Below are 19,762 nucleotides of genomic sequence, written 5' to 3' on the forward strand. Positions count from 1 at the left end.
TCAGCGGTACCACTTCCGGGCCGGGGCGTACCGCACGTTGCCGGCCTTGTCGTAGGCGCGTACCCGCACGGTCAGGACCGCGCCGTGCTTCCAGGTCTGCACCGCGAACTTGTGCGTGCTGCCCGCGTACCGCTGGGTGACCTTGCCGTTGACCAGCAGTTCCAGCCGGCTCACGCCGTTGCTGTCGGAGGCTGAGGCGGTCACGTACCTGGTTTTGCGTACGTGCCGGGTGCCGCCGGCCGGGCCGCCGGTGATCCGCACCGACGGACCCCAGTTGTCGACCGTGACCCGGCGGGTGGCACTGGTCACGTTGCCACCGCGGTCGTACGCCCGCAGCCCGAGCGTGACGGCCTTGCGCCGCACCCCGGTCTTCCACGAGAAGCTGTACGGCGCCACCCGGTCGGTGCCCACCACGACACCGTCGGCCAGCAGCTGCACCTTGGCGATGCCGATGTCGTCGGTCGCCTGCGCCGCCACGGTGACCGTCCCGTGCACCAGCGCGTTGCCGCCGGGCGTCCGGAAGGACGTGGCCGGCGGCACCGAGTCGTCGGTGACCGGCAGTGAGGCCAGGGCGGCGGCCGCGTCGACCCGGCCGGAGGACGTCGGGATCCAGGTGCCGGCGATGCCGTGGGCCGAGCTGGTCAGCGCCGTCCGGATGACCGCTGCGCTCGGGGTGGGCGAGGTCGAGGCGAGCAGGGCGGCGACACCGGAGACGAACGGGGTGGCCGACGACGTACCGCAGAAGTTGCCGACGACGCCGTTGCGCGCCTGCGCCGGGTTGCAGCCCGGCGCCGCGATGTCGACCCAGCTCCGGCCGTAGTTGGACCACGAGTAGCGGCTGTCGGTGGAGGTGGAGGCGCCCACGGCCAGCGCAGCCGGGATGGCGGCCGGGTAGTGCGGGGCCGAGCTGCCGTCGTTGCCCGCCGCCGCGATCACCAGCGCGCCCTTGCCGGTCGCGTAGGCCACCGCGTCCCGCAGCAGCCGGCTGTCGGCGTCCCCGCCGAGCGACAGGTTGATGATGTCGGCACCCTGGTCGGCCGCCCAGCGCACCCCCTGCGCGATGTCGCTGTACGAGCCGGAGCCCTGGGCGTTGAGCACCTTCACCGGCAGGATCTGGCAGGTCCAGCAGATCCCGGCGATCCCGGTGCGGTTGTCACCGCGGGCCGCGATCACGCCCGCGGTCATGGTGCCGTGCCCCTGGTCGTCGGTGGCGTTGCTGTCGTTGTTGACGAAGTCGCGACCGGGCAGCACCCGGCCGGCGAGGTCCGGCAGCACCTTCACGCCGGTGTCCACGACCGCGACGACGATTGCGGCGGAACCCCGGGTGGTCTCCCAGGCGATGTCGACGTGCGTCTTCTGGACGCCCCACTGGTTGCCGAACGCGGGATCGTCCGGGCGCACCGCGGCGATCCGAGCGACCTGGTCGCGTTCCACGTAGGCGACGGCCGGGTCGGCGCGCAACGCGTCGGCGGCCTCGCCCACCTGGTCGGCCGGGACGTCGACGGTGACCGCGCCGGCCAGCGGCTCACTGGCCACCACCTCGACGCTGCGCTCCAGGGTGCCGACCACGTCGGCGTCGGTGCGCAGCCCGACGATCAGCGAGACCGGCGCCTCGTCGTCCACCGGCGCCGCCACGGCCGGGCTACCGCCGGCCAGGGCGATGCCACCTACCAGGAGACCGACGGTCAAGGCGCGCAGATTCATGCCCCCACGGTCGGCGCCGAGGCGGCGAACCGTCGGACCGGTCCGGGTGCTTTCCGGGAGCAGAGAAGCCCTCGCCGAGAGCGCCCGGCGAGGGCTTCCGATCAGGGACGGTCAGCGCGTGTACGTGCGGGCCGTGTCGAGCCTGAGGTTGCCGGCGTTGTCGGTCGCCCGGATCTGGACCTTCATCGGGTTCGGCTGCTTCGACGCGGTGAACGAGAACGCGTACGGCGAGGAGGTGTCCTGCGACTTCACCTTGCCGTTGATCAGCAGCTCGACCCGGCGTACCCCGTTGGCGTCGGAGGCGGTGGCCTTGATCCGTACCGTGCCCTTGACCTTCGCCTTGTTCTTCGGCGCGCTGGTGATCTTGACCGCCGGCAGCCCGTTGTCCACCACGATCGAGCGGTCGTACCGGGTCTCGTTGCCGGCCTTGTCGTAGACCCGCAGCTGCAGCTTCACCGTGCCGTTGCGCCCGGCGCTGTTGTACTTCAGCGTGTACGGCGCGGTGAAGCTCTGGGCCTTGTAGACGCCGTCCGCGTACAGGTTGACCTTGCTGATCCGCGACCCACCGTCCGCGACGCCGTGCGGGGTGACCGTGATCGTGGCCCGGTTGAGCGAGCCGGCCCGCGGGGCCATGCCCGTGATCGCCGGCGGCGTGACGTCGGTGGCGATGGTCAGGGCCTTGGCCGCGTCGAGCATGCCGAACTTGTTCCAGCTGCCGATCGGCCGGGCCGAGGAGAGCAGCGAGAGCTGCAGCGACCAGCCCGTGTACGCCGGGTGCACCGTCTTGATCAGGCCGGCCGCACCGGCGACCATCGGCGCCGCGAAGGACGTGCCCTCCTGGTCGGTGTGGTAGACGCCGTAGCGGTCCATACCGGCGATGACGCCCGGGGCGGCCATGTCGACCCAGGAGTCGCCCGACTTGTTGTAGCTGGAGAAACCGGCGCGGGCGTCGGAACCCTTGGCGGTGGCGCCGACGGCCACCACGTCGGTCAGGGCGGCCGGGTACATCTTGGTGTTGCGGCTGGAGGTGTTGCCGGCGTTGCCCGCCGCGGCGACGACCAGCACGCCCTTGCGGTTCGCGTACGCGACCGCGTCGGAGAGGGCCTTGCTGTACTCGGGGCCGCCGAGCGACATGTTGATGATCTTCGCGCCCTGGTCGGCGGCGTACACGATGCCCTTGGCGATGACGCTGTCGTAGCCGTTGCCGTTGCGGTCCAGCACCTTGACCGGCAGGATCACGCAGCTCCAGCAGCCGCCGGCCATGCCCGCGCCGTTGTCGCCCCGGGCCGCGACGATCGAGGCGACCGTGGTGCCGTGGCCGGCGTCGTCGGTGGTGTTGCTGTTGTTGCTGACGTAGTTCCAGCCGCCGGTGACCGCGCCGGTCAGGTCGCCGACCTTCGCCACGCCGGTGTCCAGCACGGCGATCTTGACGGCGTCCCCGGTGGTGGTCTCCCACGCCGCGGGCAGCCGCACCTGGTCGATCTCACCCTGGTGGCCCTCGGTGTACATCGGGTCGTCCGGGGTCACGTCGGAGACCTTGCGCACGTGGTCGACCTCGACGTACGCCACGGCCGGGTCGCTGCGCAGGGCCGCGATGACCTTCGCGCTGCGCGCCGCGGACACCTCGAGGGTGTGCGCGCGCAGGCTGGCCATCGCCTGCTGGGCCGGGCCGGCGGTGTCCAGGGTCCGCACGCCCATGGTCGAGACGGTGCGCAGCGGAGCCGCGGTGTCCGCGCCCAGCTTGGTGCCGACGATCAACCGCACCGGCAGCTCGGCGGGGGTCTCGGCGGCGAGGGCCCAGGTGGTGACCCCGGCCATCGTCGCGACCACCACGGCCGACAGCGCCCCGACGGTTATCCGCCGTGTGACGTGCTTCATCTAGGACGTGCCTCCCCGTGTCCGACCGCCGCCTCGGCAATCGCGGCGGTCAGCGTACGGCCGATCTTGCCGATGTCCATGCCCCGTTCCACCACGCGAGATCACCGGGGCATTGAGCACGTGGTGACCGTCCCCTACTGTTCCAGCATGCGGAATAAGAGGCTTCTCTGGGCCGCGGCCGGCGTGGTCGTGGTGCTGCTGCTGGCCGGCGTGGGCATCGTCGTGGCCCTGCGCGGCGGCACGGACGAGCCCGATCCGGTGGCCGCGCCCAGTTCGGCGCCGGCACTGGTGCCACCCGCCTCCGCCAGCCCCGCACCACCGCCCGGCGCCGACCTGCAAGGCCCCCTCGACCTGCTGATCCTCGGCGTCGACACCCGCACGACGATCCCGGACTGGCAGCCGCACGCCGACGCCATCATGCTGCTGCACGTCAACGCCGACCTGCGCGGGGGCTACCTCTACTCGCTGCCCCGGGACCTGCGGGTCGACGTGCCGGCGTTCGCCAAGAACGGCTACGGCGGCGGGCGGCACAAACTCACCGAGGCGATGAGCGACGGCGCCAAGGTCAAGGGCACCGACAAGGCGAACGTGGCGCAAGGCTACGAACTGCTCGCCCGGACCATCTCGAAATACACCGGCATCAAGAAGTTCGACGCCGGCGCGGTGCTGACCTTCGCGGGTCTCAGCAAGCTCACCGACGCGCTCGGCGGCGTCACCCTCAAGATCGACCAGAAGGTCGTCTCCCAGCACCGCCGCCCCGACGGCAGCCTGCGCACGCTGCGCTCCGGCGGTGGCGGCTACGTCGGCCCGCAGGCCACCTACCTGCCCGGCACCCGCAAACTGGTCGGCTGGCAGGCCATCGACTACGCCCGCCAGCGCTACACCGCCGGCGGCGACTACACCCGGCAGCGCCACCAGCGGCAGCTCGTCAAGGCGCTGCTCACCAAGGCCGAGGACGCCGGCCTGGCGACCGACCAGGCCAAACTGCAGGCGGTGCTGGACGCGCTGGGCGACACGCTGGTCTTCTCCGGACAGCGGACCCCGATCGAGTACGCGTACGCACTGCGCGACCTCACGCCCGGCAGCCTGACCCTGGTGGGCCTGCCCGGCGACGGCGTCTACAGCGGCGGCGGCTACATCGGCGAGCAGCTCACCGCCACCGGACGCGGCTTCCTGCGCGCGGTGGCGGCCGGGGACCCGGCGCCCTACCTGGCCAAGCACCCCGAACTGGTCAACAAGTAGCTACGGCTGCGGCGGCTTCTGCTTGCCGAAGAGCCACGCCTCGAAGAACGTCCCGAGGTCCTTGCCGCCGGCGGCCCGCTCGGCCGCCGCGATGAACTCCTCGGTGGTGGCGTTGCCGTCGCGGTGCTCGGCCGGCCACGACTTGAGCAGGGCGAAGAAGGCCGGGTCGCCGATCGTGCGGCGCAGCGCGTGCACGGTCATCGCGCCACGCTGGTAGACGGCGTCGCTGAAAAGACGGTCGGGGCCGGGGTCGCCGGTCGGCACCGACCAGTCGAATCCTGAGTAGGCCCGGTCGAACGACTGCTGGGCGGTCCGCTCGCCTTCGTGCTCCTGCCAGAGCCATTCCGCGTACGTGGCGAAGCCCTCGTTGAGCCAGATGTCCTGCCAGCGGGCGAGGGCGACGCTGTCCCCGTACCACTGGTGGGCCAGCTCGTGGACGACCACGGTGGTGTTGGGCCGGCCCACGAAGAACGTGTTGCCGTAGACCGGGCGGGACTGGGTCTCCAGCGCGTACCCGACCCGGTCGTCGTCGAGGACCACCCCGCCGTTGGCGTCGAACGGGTACGGCCCGAACTGGGTGGCGAGAAAGTCCGTGACGGCGCCGGTGCGGGCCAGCGAACGAGCGGCGTTGCTGCTGGCCGGCAGCGAGTCGGGCAGCGCGATGACCATCGGCTTGCCGTCGTGGGTGGTGCTCTGCACCCGGTACTGCCCGATCACCACGAACGCGAGGTAGCTGGCCAGCGGCTTGCTCTCCGTCCAGCGCCAGGTGGTCCTGCCGGCGCTGGTGGCCCGTTCGCCGGGCACTCCGTTGCTGAGCACCTCGACGCCGTCGGGCACGGTCATGGCCAGCGCGAAGGTGGCCTTGTCGGAGGGATGGTCGTTGACCGGGAACCAGGTGCTGGCGGACTCGGGCTGCCCCAGGGCGAAAGCGCCGTCCTTGGTCCGCAGCCACCCGCCGACGCCGAGTGCCTCGTTCTTCAGCGGCTGCGGCTTGCCGCTGTAGTCGACGACGACGGTGAAGGCCTTGCCCTTGACGATCCCGGCGGCCGGAGTCACGACGAGCTCGTTGCCGTCGGCCTTGCTGGTGGCGGGCTGTCCGTCCACAGTCACCTCGGCGGCCGTCAGCCCGGCCAGATCCAGGTGGAACAACGACAGGTCCTGGGTGGCGGTGGCGGTGATGGTCGCCGTGCCGCCGAGCTGCCCGGAGGCGGGCGCATAGTTGAGCTTCAGGTCGTACCCGGCGACGTCGTAGCCGCCGTTGCCGTACTTGGGGAAGTAGGCGTCGCCGGCCCCCTCGGCGCCGGGCGCGAAACTCGGCGGCACGGACGGCGACTCCGCCGCCCGCGAAGTCTTCTCGTCGGCAGTGCACCCGGCGACGGCCAACGCCGTCACCACGGCCATAGCGGTTGCTGTCCTGCGGGTACGCCCTCGCTGCATCACAGCAACGACGTTACGTGCCACCGGCGAAAGCGCGGCGAAGCCGCGCTCCCCCGGCGGCGCCTGTCTCAGCGGTCCAGGACCAGGCCGACCTTCTGGAATTCCTTGACGTCGTGGTAGCCGCACTTGGCCATCGCCCGGCGCAGGCCACCGAAGAGGTTGAGCTGGCCGTCGGGCCGGTCGGCCGGGCCGTACAGCAGCTCCTCGAGAGTGCCGTCGGGCTCGCCGGCGATGCAGAAACCGCCACGCGGCAGGCTCGGGTGGCTCGCCGCCGAGTGCCACCACGCGCCGCCGGCCGGGGCCCCCTCGGCCAGCGACAGCGGCTCGCCGAGCATGACCGCGTCCGCGCCGCAGCCGATCGCCTTGGCGATGTCACCGGAGGTCTGGATGCCGCCGTCGGCGATGAGATGCACGTAGCGGCCGCCGGTCTCGTCCAGGTAGTCGCGGCGGGCGGCGGCGGCGTCGGCGATCGCGCTGGCCATCGGGACGCGGATGCCGAGCACCGTGTCCGTCGTGGACCACTCATCCGCGCCGATGCCGACGATGACGCCGGCCGCGCCGGTGCGCATCAGGTGCAGCGCCGTCTTGTAGTCCGTGCAGCCGCCGACGATCACCGGCAGGTCGAGGTCGGCGATGAACTCCTTGAGGTTCAGCGGCTCGTCGGTGGTGGAGACGTGCTCGGCGGAGACCAGGGTGCCCTGGATGACGAGCAGGTCGACCCCCGCGTCGAGGATCACCGGGGCCAGCGCCAGGGTGTGCTGCGGCGACACCCGGACGGCCACGGTCACGCCGCCCTCGCGCATCGTGCGTACGCGCTCGGCGATCAGCTCGGGCCGGATCGGCTCGGAGTAGACCTCCTGCAGGCGCTTGGTCGCGTCCGCCTCCTCGTCGAGCCCGGCGAGCTCCTCAAGGATCTTGGTCGGGTCCTCGTAGCGGGTCCACAGGCCCTCGGCGTTGAGCACGCCCAGGCCGCCGAGGCGGCCCAGGGCGACCGCCGACTGCGGGCTCATCGTGGCGTCCGACGGATGCGCGACGCAGGGGATCTTGAACGGGTACGCGTCGACCTTCCAGTCCGTGGACACGTCGTCCACGTCCCGGGTCCGCCGGCTCGGGACGATGGCGATGTCGTCCAGGTGATACCCGCGCTGGGCGGTCTTGCCGAGACCGATCTCCACCACGTCACGCATGTCAGATCCTCTTCTTCATCAACGGGAGTGGTAGTTGGGAGCCTCGACGGTCATCTGGATGTCGTGCGGGTGGCTCTCCTTGAGACCCGCAGCGGTAATCCTGATGAGCTGGCCCTTGTCCTGCAAGTCCGGGATGGTCTCGGCGCCGACGTAACCCATCGCCGCGCGCAGGCCACCGATCAGCTGGTGGGCGACCCGGGAGAGCGGGCCACGGTACGGCACCTGGCCCTCGACGCCTTCCGGCACCAGCTTGTCCTCGTTGACGTCCTGCTGGAAGTAGCGGTCCTTGGAGTAGGACTTGGCCTGGCCGCGGGACTGCATGGCGCCCAGCGAACCCATCCCCCGGTAGGTCTTGAACTGCTTGCCGTTGATGAAGATCAGGTCGCCGGGGCTCTCCTCGGAACCGGCCAGCAGACCACCGAGCATGACGGTGTCGGCGCCGGCCACGATGGCCTTGGCGATGTCACCGGAATACTGGATGCCGCCGTCGGCGATGACCGGGACGCCCGCCGGACGGCAGGCCCGCGAGGCCTCCATCACGGCGGTGATCTGCGGCACGCCGACCCCGGCGACGATCCGGGTGGTGCAGATGGCGCCGGGACCCACGCCCACCTTGACCGCGTCGGCGCCGGCCTCGACCAGGGCCTTGGCGCCCGCGTACGTCGCGATGTTGCCGCCCACGATGTCGGTGGTGGTGTCCTTCTTGAGCCGGGCGACCATCTCGAGGACCGCACGCTGGTGACCGTGCGCGGTGTCCACGATGACGACGTCGACACCGGCGTCGATCAGGGCGCGCGCCCGCTTGTAGGCGTCGTCACCGACCCCGACCGCGGCGGCGACCCGGAGGCGGCCCTGCGGGTCCTTGGCGGCGTTCGGATACTGCTCGCTCTTGGTGAAGTCCTTGACGGTGATGAGGCCACGAAGCCGGCCGAAGTCGTCGACCAGCGGCAGCTTCTCCACCTTGTGCCGCTGGAGAAGGGCGAGCGCCTCGTCCTTGCTGACCCCGACCGGCGCGGAGATGAGCGGCATCTTGGTCATGACCTCGCGCACCTTGACGCCGTGGTCGGTGACGAACCGCATGTCCCGGTTGGTGACGATGCCGACCAGCACACCCTCGGCGTCGACGACGGGCAGGCCGGAGATCCGGTAACGCCCGCAGAGCGCGTCGACCTCCCGCAGGGTGTCGTCGGGGCTGCAGGTGACCGGATTGGTGATCATGCCGGACTCGGACCGCTTGACCAGGTCGACCTGCGAAGCCTGATCCTCGAGAGAGAGGTTGCGGTGCAGCACACCGATGCCGCCCTGCCGCGCCATGGCGATGGCCATCCGCGCCTCGGTGACGGTGTCCATGGCGCTGGAGAGCAGCGGAATGGAGAGCTCGACGTTGCGCGTCATCCGGGTGATCGTGTTGACCCGGCTCGGCACGACATCGGATTCGCCTGGCTGCAGCAGCACGTCGTCGAAGGTGAGACCCAGGGGCACCGTGCGGGCGGACTCGTTATCCACTGATCATCCCTAGCAAGAGGCGGAGTGTTTCATCCTACCCATCCAGGTGAGGGGCTCTGAAGGGCGGACAGCGCGTGCGGGCCAGCACACACCGCCTCTACATGGGTACGGTAGACACCGTGCAAGAAGAGCCGATCGACCCGTTCAACGGCGACCCCGCCGATCCGGCCGCCGGACTCGACGACCTCACCGAGGACGCCGAGAACGACCCGCTGACCGAGGCCGAGCGGCAAGACGTCCTCGAGGACCTCTCCGACCTGGAGATCTACCAGGCCCTGCTGAGCCCGACCGGGATCCGGGGCCTGGTGATCGAGTGCGAGGACTGCCACGAGCCGCACTACTTCGACTGGGACCTGCTGCGGGGCAACCTCCGGCACCTGCTGAGCAGCGGGCGGCCCAGGGTGCACGAGCCGGCCTACGACCCGGACCCGGACCACTACGTGACGTGGGAGTACGCCCGGGGCTACGCGGACGGCGTGCACGACACGTTGACCGAAGGCACAGACGAACCTACCTGATGGCCTCGCTCCGCTCGGCTGGCACTTCGCCCCAAAGGCGGTCGGCGCCGAGCGCACCAAAACAGGCCACGGCAAAAAGCACTCGGCTGAATGGCCTCACTCCGCTCAGCTGGCACTTCGCCCCCAAAGCGGTCGGCGCCGAGCGCACCAAAACAGACCACGGCAAAAAGCGCCTAGCCTGTTTTGGCACCCTCGACCCCGACGGGCGAAGTGCGACTTTGGTTGCGGTTACCACCTGGGTGGGCGGCCCACCGGGCTCTGGCCGGGCCTCGGAATCGCGCGGCGGGCGCGGGTAGCCGGCCGAGTGGATTCAGCTAGCTGAGGCAGCGGTATGACGGTCCAGCTCCGATCAGCCCGACCTCCTGCGGCGGCCCAGCTTTGATCGGCCCGACCGGCCCCGTCGCCGGTCCAGCGCGACCGACCCGACCAGCCCAACCATCGGTCCAGCTTCAGCCGACCCGGCCACCGGTCCAGCCTGACTGACCCAGCCAGCCCAGCCACCGGTCCGGCGCGACCGACCCAGCCAGCCCAGCCACCGGTCCGGCTTCGGCCGGCCCGGCCCGGCCGCGACCAGGCGGCCGGGCGGGCCGGGCGGTTCGTTGCGGTTGGTCAGGCGACCAGGCCGGCTCGGAAGCCGGCCGCGACCGCGTGGGCCCGGTCGCGGGCGCCGAGCTTGCGGAACAGTCGCCGCGCGTGGGTCTTGACCGTGTCTTCGGAGACGAACAGTTCCCGGCCGATCTCCGCGTTGCTCTTTCCGTCGGCCATGCCCCGCAGTACCTGCAGTTCGCGCTCGGTGAGCGTGAGTCGCCGGCCCGTCGGGGCGTCGGTGCGGCCCGTGTCGTTGCCGGGCCAGACCATCGGGCGGCCCGTGGCCGGGTCGATGTCCGATCCGTCGCCGCGCTGGGCCGGGACCATCGGGGAGTTCGGCAGCATCGCCGGGATGCCGGCCGCGTTCGGTGTGCCGGCCATGGCCAGCCCGTCGCGGTGCAGACCGCGGGCCGTGGCCGAGTTGTTGTTGCGGCCCGCCCCGCCGACCGCGGCCGGTTGGGCGTTCGCGCCGTTGATCGGCATGCCCTGCGGGCGTACCGGTAGCAGGAGGAGCAGCAACGCCTTGGCGACCACACTGACCAGGTCGTGTTCGACGCCGCGGATGACGCCGCGGGCGCCGGCGGCTACGGCTGCCGCTGCGACCCGGGGGTCTTCGGCGCCGAAGAGGACGACCTGCGCCTGTGGGGCACGGGCGAGGACGCGCCGGGTGAAACCGACGCTGTCGGGACGGGTCACGGCGGTGTCGGCCAGTACGACCTCGGCCGGCCTTTCAGCCAGTCGGATCATGGCCTCGGTCTCGCTGACCGCCGTCCGCACGACCCCGGTCATGCCGAGCCGGGCCGCTGTGGAGGCGACGGTCTGGGCCGCTAGTGGGGTTCGGACGCACACGAGGACGGTACGCACAGTGATCCTCCTTCTCTCTCAGAGGAGATCACGCAACGGCCGCAGCATTACGCGCTTTAGATGGAAAAAATAGGAAACATCGGGACGGCTTGCCGCACCGATGGGATACGCCCGACGAAGACATCGACAAGTCGTGTGTGACGAAGCCTGCACCGGGGTACACCGGCGGCAGGCCTGAGCCAGGCCCCTCATGACAGCACTCCGCGGTGCCGCGCGGGAGGAGGGTGTTGATGTCGAACGTTCGCAGACTGCCCGGGCCCATCGCCGATCTTTGGGACTGGCAACGACTCGGCCTGTGCAGGGGGCGCGACAGCGCCCAGTTCTTCCACCCGGACGGTGAGCGTGGCTCTTCCCGCAATCGTCGTGAGGCCAAGGCCAAGACGATGTGCGGAGCCTGCCCGGTCCGGGCGGAGTGCGCTGCTCACGCGCTGGCTGTCCGTGAGCCGTACGGCGTCTGGGGAGGTTTCAGCGAAGCGGAGCGGCTGCGGCTGCTCGCGGTCGGCTGGGAGGACCTTGCCGATCGGACTCACGGACGGGTCGACCTGGTTCGGCTCGAAGCCCGCCTGGGCCGGCCCCACAAGTCGACGGTGCCGGCACAACGGCAGGCACCGGCGGCCTGACGCCGGACCGAGCGCGGCATCACCACACAAGTGACGACGCGGTTCCCTGCGGGGGGCCGCGTCGGCGTGTTCTGCGGCGTGTGAGCCGCGTCGGTGGACATACAAGCCACCGTATGAGCGAACTTGACGGTGTCGTCGGACCGAAAGTGCGGCTTTCGCGTGACTCGATTCAGCCGACCGTGACCTGCACGGAGTGCCACCCGGTGGCCCCGTCCGGCGCAGGCGGGGCGGGCGTGCTGGTCTGAGTCTGACCATCCTTGTCGGTTGCCCGGACCCGCAGAGTGTGCTTGCCCGCGGTGGCAGGCCACGAGTACGACCACTGCACCCACGTGTCGACCGAGACGACCGGAGCGAGCGTGGCCATGGCCCACGGACCGTCGTCGACCTGAACCTCGACCTTGGTGATCCCGCGGTGCTGGGCCCACGCCACCCCGGCCACCGTGACCGGTCCGGCGTCACGCTTGGCACCGTCACGTGGCGTGTCGATGCGTGACTCGGTCTTGATCGGGCCGAGCGCCGACCAGCCCCGCGGCACCCAGTACGCGTCGAAGTCCGAGAACCGGGTCAACTCGATCTCGGTGATCCATTTGCAGGCGGAGACGTAGCCGTACAGTCCCGGGACGACCATGCGCACCGGGAACCCGTGCCGCACGGGCAGCGGCTCCCCGTTCATGCCGACCGCGAGCAGGGCGTCGCGGCCGTCCCGCAGCACGGCCGTCGGGGTGCCACAGGTCCAGCCGTCGCTCGAACGCTGCACCACCTGGTCGGCCTCGGGCAGCGGCTGGGCCTCGTCGAGCAGGTCCTTCATCGGGGTCCCGAGCCACAGCGCGTTGCCGATGAGGTCGCCGCCGACCTCGTTGGAGACGCAGGCGAGCGTCACGTAGCGCTGCACCATCGGCCGCTTCAGCAGCTGCTCCCAGGTGATGGTGATCGGGTTGCGCACCATTCCGTGGATGCGCAGCTCCCAGGTCGCGGGGTCGATCTGCGGCGGATACAGCGCGGTGTCGATCCGGTAGAAGTCGTCGTTCGAGGTCACGTAGGGGGTCACGCCGTCGACCTGGGCACCGGCCGGGACCGGTCCGGCGGCCGACGCGGTGGGCAGCACGACCGCGTTGCGGGCGGAGGTCACCGCGCGGCGGGACGTCAGCAGCCTGCCGCCCACGCCACCGACCGCGGCGATGCCGGCGGCGGTGCCGAGCCCGATGAGGAAGCGACGGCGGCCGTCCTCGCGGTAGGCGCTCGGCGACACCGGCGGGCGCCCGGGCCGATCAGCGCCAGCCGAGGCGGTGCCCGAGGCGGTGGCAACGGCCCCCGAAACACCGCCATCGACGCCCCCGGAACCGGACGCCCCAGAACCGGAGAAGGCCGGCGCGGGAGGAGCGGACGCGGTGGCGGACGCCGCAGAAGCGGAAGGCCGGGTGTTAGACGTCGCAGAAGCCGACGGCCGGGTCGCAGACGCCGCGGAATCCGACGGCCGGGTGCCGGAAGGCGCGGAAGCGGAAGACCGGGTGCCAGAAGGCGCGGAAGCGGAAGCCGACCCGGAACCGGGAGCACCCACCGCGTCGGGCTCCACCTCGACCGCCGCCCGCAGCAGATAGCGAAGAGCAAAATACGCCGCCACCGCCCCGACCAGAGTCGGCAGCCCAGCCGAAACCCCAGCATCGTTGCGGGTCAGCGCAGCGACCACCCCGATCACCGCGAACAACGCGATGCCCACCACCGCGACCACCCACCGGCGCAGAGCCAGCACGCCCAGCAGAGCGGCGTAAACCCCCAGCAGGATCGCCGTGCCGGTGATCAGCGCGGTCTTGTCGTGGGTGCCGAAGATCGCGATCCCCGCGTCCTTGACCGGCGCGGGCACGTTGTTGACCACCACGCCGCCCACCGCGAACAGCGGTGACGACAGCGGACCGGTGAAGACGGCGACGAGCTCGGCGACGCCGAGGGCCACACCGGCCGCCGCGACCCCGGCCAGCGCGGCCCGCAAGGAGAGTTTCACGTCTCCATCCTCCACCCGGCGGCCCCGCGTACCCGGGCCTCAGGTCTTACGTTTCGATGACGGCCGCCGGCCGCAGCGGCGGCAGCGCGGCCACCAGATCATCGAGCAGAGACACGGCGCACCGCTCGGCGCGCGGCTCTGGCAGCTTGGGCACGCCTTCGGCCGGCAGTTCCCAGATCACCCGGCCCGGATCGAGGCGCTCCAGGGCCGCGTACCACTGCTGCAGCGGCTCCCGCAGCTGGACGTGCGCCGCGAAATTGCGCCGCCGCCGGGTCTCGTCCGTGTCCCGCCGGCGTTGCAACGTCTCGACCTCCGGCAGCCCGACCAGCACCGCGTCGGCGAAGCCGAGCCGGCCGGCCCGGAACGCCTCCCGGGTCACTGTCAGCTCCCGGTCGAACTGCGCGCGCGGGGCCAGGCCGAGGGCCGCCATCCCCCACGCGTAGTGCAGCTTGACCGGGTCGGTGTCACAGAACGCCACCCCGTCGGCGCGTTCCAGGTCGACGGCCTCGGCCCAGCGCCGCATGCTGACCCGGGCCCAGTGCCGGGCCAGGGCCACCGCGTCGGTGGGCTCCCGGCCGGTCGCGGCGTACTCGGCGACGTACCGGCCGACGTACCGCCGGCACCACGACGTCTTGCCCGCCGCGGTCGGCCCCTCCACCACCACGATCATCCGCGCCTCTTTCCCCGAATCCCGCATCACACACGACAAAGGGCGCGCCGCTGAAACGCGACGCGCCCTTTTGCTCTGACGAATCAGAAATCGGGTCAGAAGCCCGGGCCGTGCTGGTGTCCGTGCCCGCCGTGGCTGTGGCCGTGGCCACCACCGGCGGCGGCCGGCTCCGGCTCGGCCGGCTTCTCGACCACGAGGCTCTCCGTGGTGAGCAGCAGCGCCGCGATCGACACGGCGTTGGAGACCGCGTTGCGGGTCACCTTGACCGGGTCGATGATGCCGGCCGCGACCAGGTCGACGTACTCGTCGGTGGCCGCGTTGAGGCCGTGGCCCCAGCCGAGCTCGGCGGACTTGCCCACCACGACGTAGCCGTCGTGGCCGGCGTTCTGCGCGATCCAGCGCAGCGGCTCCTTCAGCGACTTGCGGACGATCTGCACGCCGATCGCCTCCTCGCCGGTGAGGCCGAGGTTGTCGTCGAGCACCGAGGCGACCTGCGCCAGGGCGGCGCCGCCGCCGGGGACGGTGCCCTCCTCGACCGCAGCCTTGGTCGCCGCGATGGCGTCCTCGATGCGGTGCTTGCGCTCCTTCATCTCGACCTCGGTCGCGGCGCCGACCTTGATGACGGCGATGCCGCCGGAGAGCTTGGCCAGCCGCTCCGAGAGCTTCTCGCGGTCCCAGTCGGAGTCCGAGGCCTCGATCTCCTTGCGGATCTGCGCGACCCGGTCGTCGATCTCGGCCTTGCGGCCGCCACCGTCGACGATGGTCGTGTTCTCCTTGTCGACCACGACGCGCCGGGCGGTGCCCAGCATGTCGAGGGTGACCTGGTCGAGCTTGTAGCCGAGCTCGGGGGCGATGAGCTCGCCACCGGTCGCGATGGCCAGGTCCTGCAGCATCGCCTTGCGGCGGTCCCCGAAGCCGGGGGCCTTCACGGCGGCGACCTTGAAGGTCTTGCGCAGGGCGTTCACCACGAGGGTGCTCAGCGCCTGGCCGTCGACGTCCTCGGCCACGATGAGCAGCGGCTTGCCGCCCTGCAGGACCTTCTCCAGCAGCGGCAGCATCTCCTCGACGCTGGAGATCTTCTGGGTGGTGATGAGCAGGTACGCGTCCTCGAGGACGGCCTCCTGCGACTCGGCGTCGGTCACGAAGTTCGGGGAGATGAAGCCCTTGTCGAACTGCAGACCCTCGGTGACGTCGAGCTCGGTGCTCAGCGCGGAGCCCTCCTCGACGGTGATGACACCGTCGCGGCCGACCCGGTCCATCGCCTCGGCGATGAGCTCGCCGATGGTGGCGTCCTGGGCCGAGATGGTGGCGACGTTGGCGATCGCCTTGTGGTCGCCGACCTCGACCGCCTTCTCCAGCAGGGCCTTGGAGACGGCCTCGGCGGCCAGGTCCATGCCGCGCTTGAGCGCGATCGGGTTGGCGCCCGCGGTCACGTTGCGCAGGCCTTCCTTGACCAGCGCCTGGGCGAGCACGGTGGCGGTGGTGGTCCCGTCGCCGGCGACGTCGTTGGTCTTGGTCGCCACCTCCTTGACCAGCTGCGCGCCGAGGTTCTCGTACGGGTCGCTGAGCTCGATCTCCTTGGCGATGGTGACACCGTCGTTGGTGATCGTGGGAGCGCCGAACTTCTTGTCGAGGACGACGTTGCGGCCGCGCGGCCCGAGGGTGACCTTGACCGTGTCGGCGAGCGTGTTGACGCCGTGCTCCAGCAGGTGCCGGGCGTCGTCAGAGAAACTGAGGATCTTCGCCATTTATGGTCCCTTCAACGCACCGGCGCCCTGGACCGGAGAGCCGGGCCAGGGCGGTCAGCACTGTCGGTTAGGTCTTACTTCTCGATGACCGCGAGGACGTCGCGGGCGGAGAGCACCAGGTACTCCTCGCCGGCGTACTTGACCTCGGTGCCGCCGTACTTCGAGTACAGAACGGTGTCGCCGACCTGCACGTCGATCGGAACGCGGTTGCCCTTGTCGTCGATCCGGCCGGGGCCGACGGCGAGGACGGTGCCCTCCTGCGGCTTCTCCTTGGCGGTGTCGGGGATCACGATGCCCGACGCCGTCGTGGTCTCGGCCTCGTTCGCCTGGACCACGATGCGGTCCTCGAGCGGCTTGATCGCAACCTTTGTCGCGGTAGTCACGGGCATACCCTCCTGGGTACAGGTGTTGTCGCCGGCCAGTGGACAGGCCGGGCTGATGCCTCATGCCACCGGGCGGGGCCGTCGTCGCGGGTGCCGGTCCGCCTGGTGCAGGCGCGCATCCCGGATGGGGCGCGCGCTGGCACCCTCAGGTTGAGAGTGCTAATCGGAGATTATGCCGGAACTAGCACTCCGTCAACCAGAGTGCCAGCACGTCACCTCCTAGCAGAATGACTCGCCGTGGACCTCGAACTGCTCGCTGCCCTGCGTACCGCCGAAGGGTCTGCCGCTCTGGCGGCCGCCGCCGACGTCGCCGGCGGCGAGCCGCTGGCCGCGGCCACCGCCCTGCGCGCCCGCGGGGTCTCCCCCGCGCTGGCCTCCGCCGCCCTCACCCAGACCGACCTGCGCCGGCGCGGCTGGGCGAAGTTCGGGGCGGCCGCCGCCACGATGCTTTTCACCCGCCCGGGGCTGGAGCAGGCGACCCGGGCGGTGGTCGCCGACCGGCGGGCCGCCCGGCTCGCGGCGGCCGGGGTGCGCAGCCTGGCCGATCTGGGGTGCGGCCTGGGGTCGGACGCGCTGGCCGCGGCCCGCCGGGGCATCCGGGTGCACGCGGTCGACGCGGATCCGCTCACCGCCGCCCTGGCCGCCGCCAACGCCGAGTCCGCCGGGCTCGCCGACCTGGTCACCGTGGAGTGCGCGGACGCGACGACCGTGCCGGTGGAGCAGTTCGACGCGGTCTTCGCCGATCCGGCGCGGCGCCGGGCCGGTCGCGGCCGGGTGATGGACCCGCGGTCCTGGTCACCGTCTTGGGACTTCATCGCCACGCTGCCGGAACGGGTGCCGCGTACGGTCCTGAAGCTGGCGCCGGGCATCGACCACGCGTTGCTGCCGGCTGGCGCCGAGGGCGAGTGGGTGAGCGTCGACGGCGACCTGGTGGAGGCCGCTTTCTGGTGCGGGCCCCTCGCGGAGTGCGCCCGGCGGGCGGTGCTGTTGCCCGGCGGAGCCGAGCTGACCGGCTCGGGCGTCGAGGCCGCGCCGGTCGGGCCGGTCGGCGCCTTCCTGTACGACCCGGACCCGGCCGTGGTCCGTTCGCACCTGGTCGCCGAGTTCGCCGCGGCGCTCGGGGGCCGGATCGCCGACCCGGAGATCGCGTACGTGTACACCGACGCGCCCGCCGACACGGTGTTCGGCCGGCGGCTGGAGATCACCGACGTGCTGCCGTTCTCGCTGAAGCGGCTGCGGACCCTGCTGCGCGACCGGGGCATCGGCCGGCTGGAGATCCGCAAGCGCGGTTCGGCGCTGGAGCCGGAGCAGTTGCGCAAGGATCTGCGGCTCAGCGGCAGTGCGGGGGCGTCGCTGGTGCTGACCCGGGTGGCGGGGGCGCCGACCGCGCTGCTCTGCCGCTAGCCTGCTTGATCGTGGCGAAGAAGGCTGCCGGGACCCCGGCCACCGTGCTGCTCACCGCGCAGAAGGTGGCGCACGAGCTGCACCCGTACGACGTCTCGCCGGACGCCCCTCACTACGGCGCCCTGGTCGCCGCGGCCCTCGGTGTCGATCCGGCCGTGCTCTTCAAGACTTTGATCGCCGAGGTCGACGGCACGCTGACCGTGGCCGTCGTACCCGTGACCGGCGATCTTGATCTCAAGGCGCTGGCCGCCGCGGCCGGCGGCAAGCGGGCCGTCCTGGCCGACCGGGCGGCCGCCGAGCGCAGCAGCGGCTATGTCCGCGGCGGTATCAGCCCGCTGGGCCAGCGCAAACGCCTGGCCACGGTGATCGACGACTCGGCGCTCGGGCTGGAGCTGATGTACGTCTCCGCCGGGCGCCGCGGCCTGCAGGTGTCTCTGGCGCCGGCCGACCTGATCAGGCTCACCGCCGCCACCACCGCGCAGATCCGGACCTAGCGCCTCCCGTTACGACACCGTTACGACTCGTCAGGGACCTTTCTCCTGAGATCCGGCAAATCGGACCCTACAAGTGACCTAGCGTCACCATCAGGAATCCGAAGCACGACCCGGATTGATCCGAAGGGACTCGAGGAATGCGTAAGGGAATGTTCGCCCTTGCCGCGGCTGGCCTGCTGGCCACCGGCAGCATGGCTGCGTGTGGTGACGACAGCGGCAGCGACTCCGGCAGCACCGGCGGCTCGTCCGTCGGCAAGGTGGGCGTCATCCTGCCGGACACTGCCAGCTCCCAGCGGTGGGGCACCGACGACCCCAAGTTCCTGAAGGCGGCGTTCGACGCGGCCGGGGTGGCGGTGGACATCCAGAACGCCCAGGGCGACAAGAGCCAGTTCCAGACGATCGCCGACGGCATGATCTCCAGCGGCGTCAAGGTGCTGATGATCGTCAACCTGGACTCCGGCACCGGCAAGGCCGTGCTGGACAAGGCCAAGGCCGCCGGCATCGCGACCATCGACTACGACCGGCTGACGCTCAACGGCGGCGCGAACTACTACGTGTCGTTCGACAACGTGGCGGTCGGCAAGCTCCAGGGCGAGGGCCTGGTCAAATGTCTCACCGACATGAAGGCCACCAAGCCGCTCGTGGCCGAGCTCAACGGCTCCCCGACCGACAACAACGCCACCCTGTTCAAGGAGGGCTACGACTCGGTCCTCAAGCCCAAGTACGACTCGGGTGACTTCGTGAAGGGCCCGGACCAGTCCGTACCCGACTGGGACAACGCGCAGGCCGGCACCATCTTCGAGCAGATGCTGACCGAGAAGAAGGACATCAAGGGCGTGCTGGCGGCCAACGACGGCCTCGGCAACGCGGTCATCTCGGTGCTGAAGAAGAACAAGCTGAACGGCAAGGTGCCGGTCACCGGTCAGGACGCGACGGTGCAGGGCCTGCAGAACATCCTCGCGGGCGACCAGTGCATGACGGTCTACAAGGCCATCAAGCAGGAGGCCGACGCGGCCGCCGACCTCGCCATCTCACTGGCCAAGGGGCAGAAGAAGGACGTCGCCCAGACGATCACCGACCCGGAGTCGAAGGCGGCCGTGCCGTCGGTGCTGCTGCCCCCGAAGTCGATCTTCAAGGACAGCGTGAAGGACGTCGTCGCGGACGGCTTCGTCACCAAGGAACAGCTGTGCACCGGCGACTTCGCCAAGCTCTGCACGGACAACGGCGTCAGCTGACCCCACCTCGGGCCCGACGGCGCCGTCCATGCCCCGACCGGGCGTGGGCGGCGCCGCATCGACTGAAGGAGAAACACCCGTGGCCGCGACACCTCTTCTGGAGCTGCGCGGGATCGACAAGAGCTTCGGTCCCGTCCAGGTCCTGCACGATGTCGGACTGAGTGTCTATCCGGGGGAGGTGACCGCGCTCGTCGGCGACAACGGTGCCGGAAAGTCCACGCTGGTCAAATGCGTCAGCGGGATCTACACCATCGACGCCGGCACCGTCACCTTCGACGGCAACCA

At 70.9% G+C, this 19,762-nt stretch carries 17 protein-coding genes; 7 read left to right on the plus strand and 10 right to left on the minus strand.

The features are described 5' to 3' along the window. Together AB0C12_RS40175 and AB0C12_RS40180 are read right to left on the minus strand one after the other, a co-directional pair. Positions 1 to 1,704, minus strand: coding sequence for a S8 family serine peptidase (locus tag AB0C12_RS40175; protein WP_360556035.1), 1,704 nt, complete (start codon positions 1,702 to 1,704; stop codon positions 1 to 3). Positions 1,705 to 1,815: 111 nt separating this feature from the next. Beyond that, positions 1,816 to 3,582, minus strand: coding sequence for a S8 family serine peptidase (locus AB0C12_RS40180; protein WP_360556037.1), 1,767 nt, complete (start codon positions 3,580 to 3,582; stop codon positions 1,816 to 1,818). 147 nt (positions 3,583 to 3,729) lie between these two features. Between AB0C12_RS40180 and AB0C12_RS40185 the strand changes: the two genes are divergently transcribed. Further along, positions 3,730 to 4,824 (plus strand): LCP family protein, encoded by a 1,095-nt coding sequence (locus AB0C12_RS40185; RefSeq protein WP_360556038.1) that lies wholly within the window; start codon positions 3,730 to 3,732, stop codon positions 4,822 to 4,824. On the opposite strand, the gene AB0C12_RS40190 is transcribed toward AB0C12_RS40185, so the two are convergent. The 3 genes from AB0C12_RS40190 to guaB all read right to left on the minus strand — a co-directional run bounded on the left by AB0C12_RS40190 (position 4,825) and on the right by guaB (position 8,954). Next, complete coding sequence (locus tag AB0C12_RS40190; RefSeq protein WP_360556040.1) at positions 4,825 to 6,225, minus strand: M1 family metallopeptidase; 1,401 nt, start codon at positions 6,223 to 6,225, stop codon at positions 4,825 to 4,827. 104 nt (positions 6,226 to 6,329) lie between these two features. Then, positions 6,330 to 7,448 (minus strand): GuaB3 family IMP dehydrogenase-related protein, encoded by a 1,119-nt coding sequence (locus tag AB0C12_RS40195; RefSeq protein WP_360556041.1) that lies wholly within the window; start codon positions 7,446 to 7,448, stop codon positions 6,330 to 6,332. An 18-nt stretch (positions 7,449 to 7,466) separates the two neighbouring features. Further along, the gene (guaB, locus tag AB0C12_RS40200) at positions 7,467 to 8,954 is read right to left on the minus strand and encodes an IMP dehydrogenase (protein WP_360556042.1); all 1,488 of its coding nucleotides are present in this window, start codon (positions 8,952 to 8,954) and stop codon (positions 7,467 to 7,469) included. A gap of 119 nt (positions 8,955 to 9,073) precedes the next feature. On the opposite strand from guaB, the gene AB0C12_RS40205 reads away from it, so the two are divergent. After that, the gene (locus AB0C12_RS40205; protein ID WP_360556043.1) at positions 9,074 to 9,472 is read left to right on the plus strand and encodes a DUF5319 domain-containing protein; all 399 of its coding nucleotides are present in this window, start codon (positions 9,074 to 9,076) and stop codon (positions 9,470 to 9,472) included. 609 nt (positions 9,473 to 10,081) lie between these two features. Here the strand turns inward: AB0C12_RS40205 and AB0C12_RS40210 are convergent. Then, on the minus strand, positions 10,082 to 10,924 hold the full coding sequence (locus AB0C12_RS40210) for a response regulator transcription factor (protein ID WP_360556044.1): 843 nt from the start codon (positions 10,922 to 10,924) through the stop codon (positions 10,082 to 10,084). Positions 10,925 to 11,154: 230 nt separating this feature from the next. Here AB0C12_RS40210 and AB0C12_RS40215 point away from each other — a divergent pair, with 230 nt between their 5' ends. After that, entirely contained in the window at positions 11,155 to 11,544 is a 390-nt protein-coding gene (locus AB0C12_RS40215) for a WhiB family transcriptional regulator (RefSeq protein ID WP_203773793.1), read from the plus strand. A 169-nt stretch (positions 11,545 to 11,713) separates the two neighbouring features. Here the strand turns inward: AB0C12_RS40215 and AB0C12_RS40220 are convergent, their stop codons facing one another. From AB0C12_RS40220 to groES, 4 genes are all read right to left on the minus strand, one after another. Beyond that, on the minus strand, positions 11,714 to 13,543 hold the full coding sequence (locus AB0C12_RS40220) for a molybdopterin-dependent oxidoreductase (RefSeq protein WP_360556046.1): 1,830 nt from the start codon (positions 13,541 to 13,543) through the stop codon (positions 11,714 to 11,716). 46 nt (positions 13,544 to 13,589) lie between these two features. After that, on the minus strand, positions 13,590 to 14,213 hold the full coding sequence (locus AB0C12_RS40225; protein WP_360556048.1) for a hypothetical protein: 624 nt from the start codon (positions 14,211 to 14,213) through the stop codon (positions 13,590 to 13,592). A 95-nt stretch (positions 14,214 to 14,308) separates the two neighbouring features. Continuing rightward, a complete protein-coding gene (gene groL, locus AB0C12_RS40230; RefSeq protein WP_360556050.1) occupies positions 14,309 to 15,961 on the minus strand; it encodes a chaperonin GroEL in 1,653 nt (550 codons plus the stop codon). Positions 15,962 to 16,035: 74 nt separating this feature from the next. Beyond that, complete coding sequence (gene groES / locus AB0C12_RS40235; protein ID WP_084297906.1) at positions 16,036 to 16,350, minus strand: co-chaperone GroES; 315 nt, start codon at positions 16,348 to 16,350, stop codon at positions 16,036 to 16,038. A 231-nt stretch (positions 16,351 to 16,581) separates the two neighbouring features. Between groES and AB0C12_RS40240 the strand changes: the two genes are divergently transcribed. From AB0C12_RS40240 to AB0C12_RS40255, 4 genes are all read left to right on the plus strand, one after another. After that, positions 16,582 to 17,748 (plus strand): class I SAM-dependent methyltransferase, encoded by a 1,167-nt coding sequence (locus AB0C12_RS40240; protein WP_360556052.1) that lies wholly within the window; start codon positions 16,582 to 16,584, stop codon positions 17,746 to 17,748. An 11-nt stretch (positions 17,749 to 17,759) separates the two neighbouring features. After that, positions 17,760 to 18,242, plus strand: a complete 483-nt coding sequence (gene ybaK / locus AB0C12_RS40245; RefSeq protein ID WP_360556054.1) for a Cys-tRNA(Pro) deacylase — start codon at positions 17,760 to 17,762, stop codon at positions 18,240 to 18,242. Between the two features lie 137 nt (positions 18,243 to 18,379). Continuing rightward, on the plus strand, positions 18,380 to 19,477 hold the full coding sequence (locus AB0C12_RS40250) for a substrate-binding domain-containing protein (protein ID WP_360556056.1): 1,098 nt from the start codon (positions 18,380 to 18,382) through the stop codon (positions 19,475 to 19,477). Between the two features lie 79 nt (positions 19,478 to 19,556). Beyond that, on the plus strand, positions 19,557 to 19,762 hold a 206-nt coding region (locus AB0C12_RS40255), incomplete at its 3' end, for an ATP-binding cassette domain-containing protein (protein WP_360556057.1).

The organism is Actinoplanes sp. NPDC048967, assembly GCF_040649415.1.
Lineage (GTDB): Bacteria > Actinomycetota > Actinomycetes > Mycobacteriales > Micromonosporaceae > Actinoplanes.

Bases quoted from the DNA above. Each gene is read 5' to 3' on its own strand.
- groES (WP_084297906.1), bottom strand. From the start codon at position 16,350: ATGCCCGTGACTACCGCGACAAAGGTTGCGATCAAGCCGCTCGAGGAC.
- AB0C12_RS40215 (WP_203773793.1), top strand. From the start codon at position 11,155: ATGTCGAACGTTCGCAGACTGCCCGGGCCCATCGCCGATCTTTGGGAC.
- AB0C12_RS40175 (WP_360556035.1), bottom strand. From the start codon at position 1,704: ATGAATCTGCGCGCCTTGACCGTCGGTCTCCTGGTAGGTGGCATCGCC.
- AB0C12_RS40225 (WP_360556048.1), bottom strand. From the start codon at position 14,213: ATGATCGTGGTGGTGGAGGGGCCGACCGCGGCGGGCAAGACGTCGTGG.
- AB0C12_RS40190 (WP_360556040.1), bottom strand. From the start codon at position 6,225: ATGGCCGTGGTGACGGCGTTGGCCGTCGCCGGGTGCACTGCCGACGAG.
- AB0C12_RS40180 (WP_360556037.1), bottom strand. From the start codon at position 3,582: ATGAAGCACGTCACACGGCGGATAACCGTCGGGGCGCTGTCGGCCGTG.
- AB0C12_RS40185 (WP_360556038.1), top strand. From the start codon at position 3,730: ATGCGGAATAAGAGGCTTCTCTGGGCCGCGGCCGGCGTGGTCGTGGTG.
- groL (WP_360556050.1), bottom strand. From the start codon at position 15,961: ATGGCGAAGATCCTCAGTTTCTCTGACGACGCCCGGCACCTGCTGGAG.
- AB0C12_RS40195 (WP_360556041.1), bottom strand. From the start codon at position 7,448: ATGCGTGACGTGGTGGAGATCGGTCTCGGCAAGACCGCCCAGCGCGGG.
- AB0C12_RS40250 (WP_360556056.1), top strand. From the start codon at position 18,380: ATGCGTAAGGGAATGTTCGCCCTTGCCGCGGCTGGCCTGCTGGCCACC.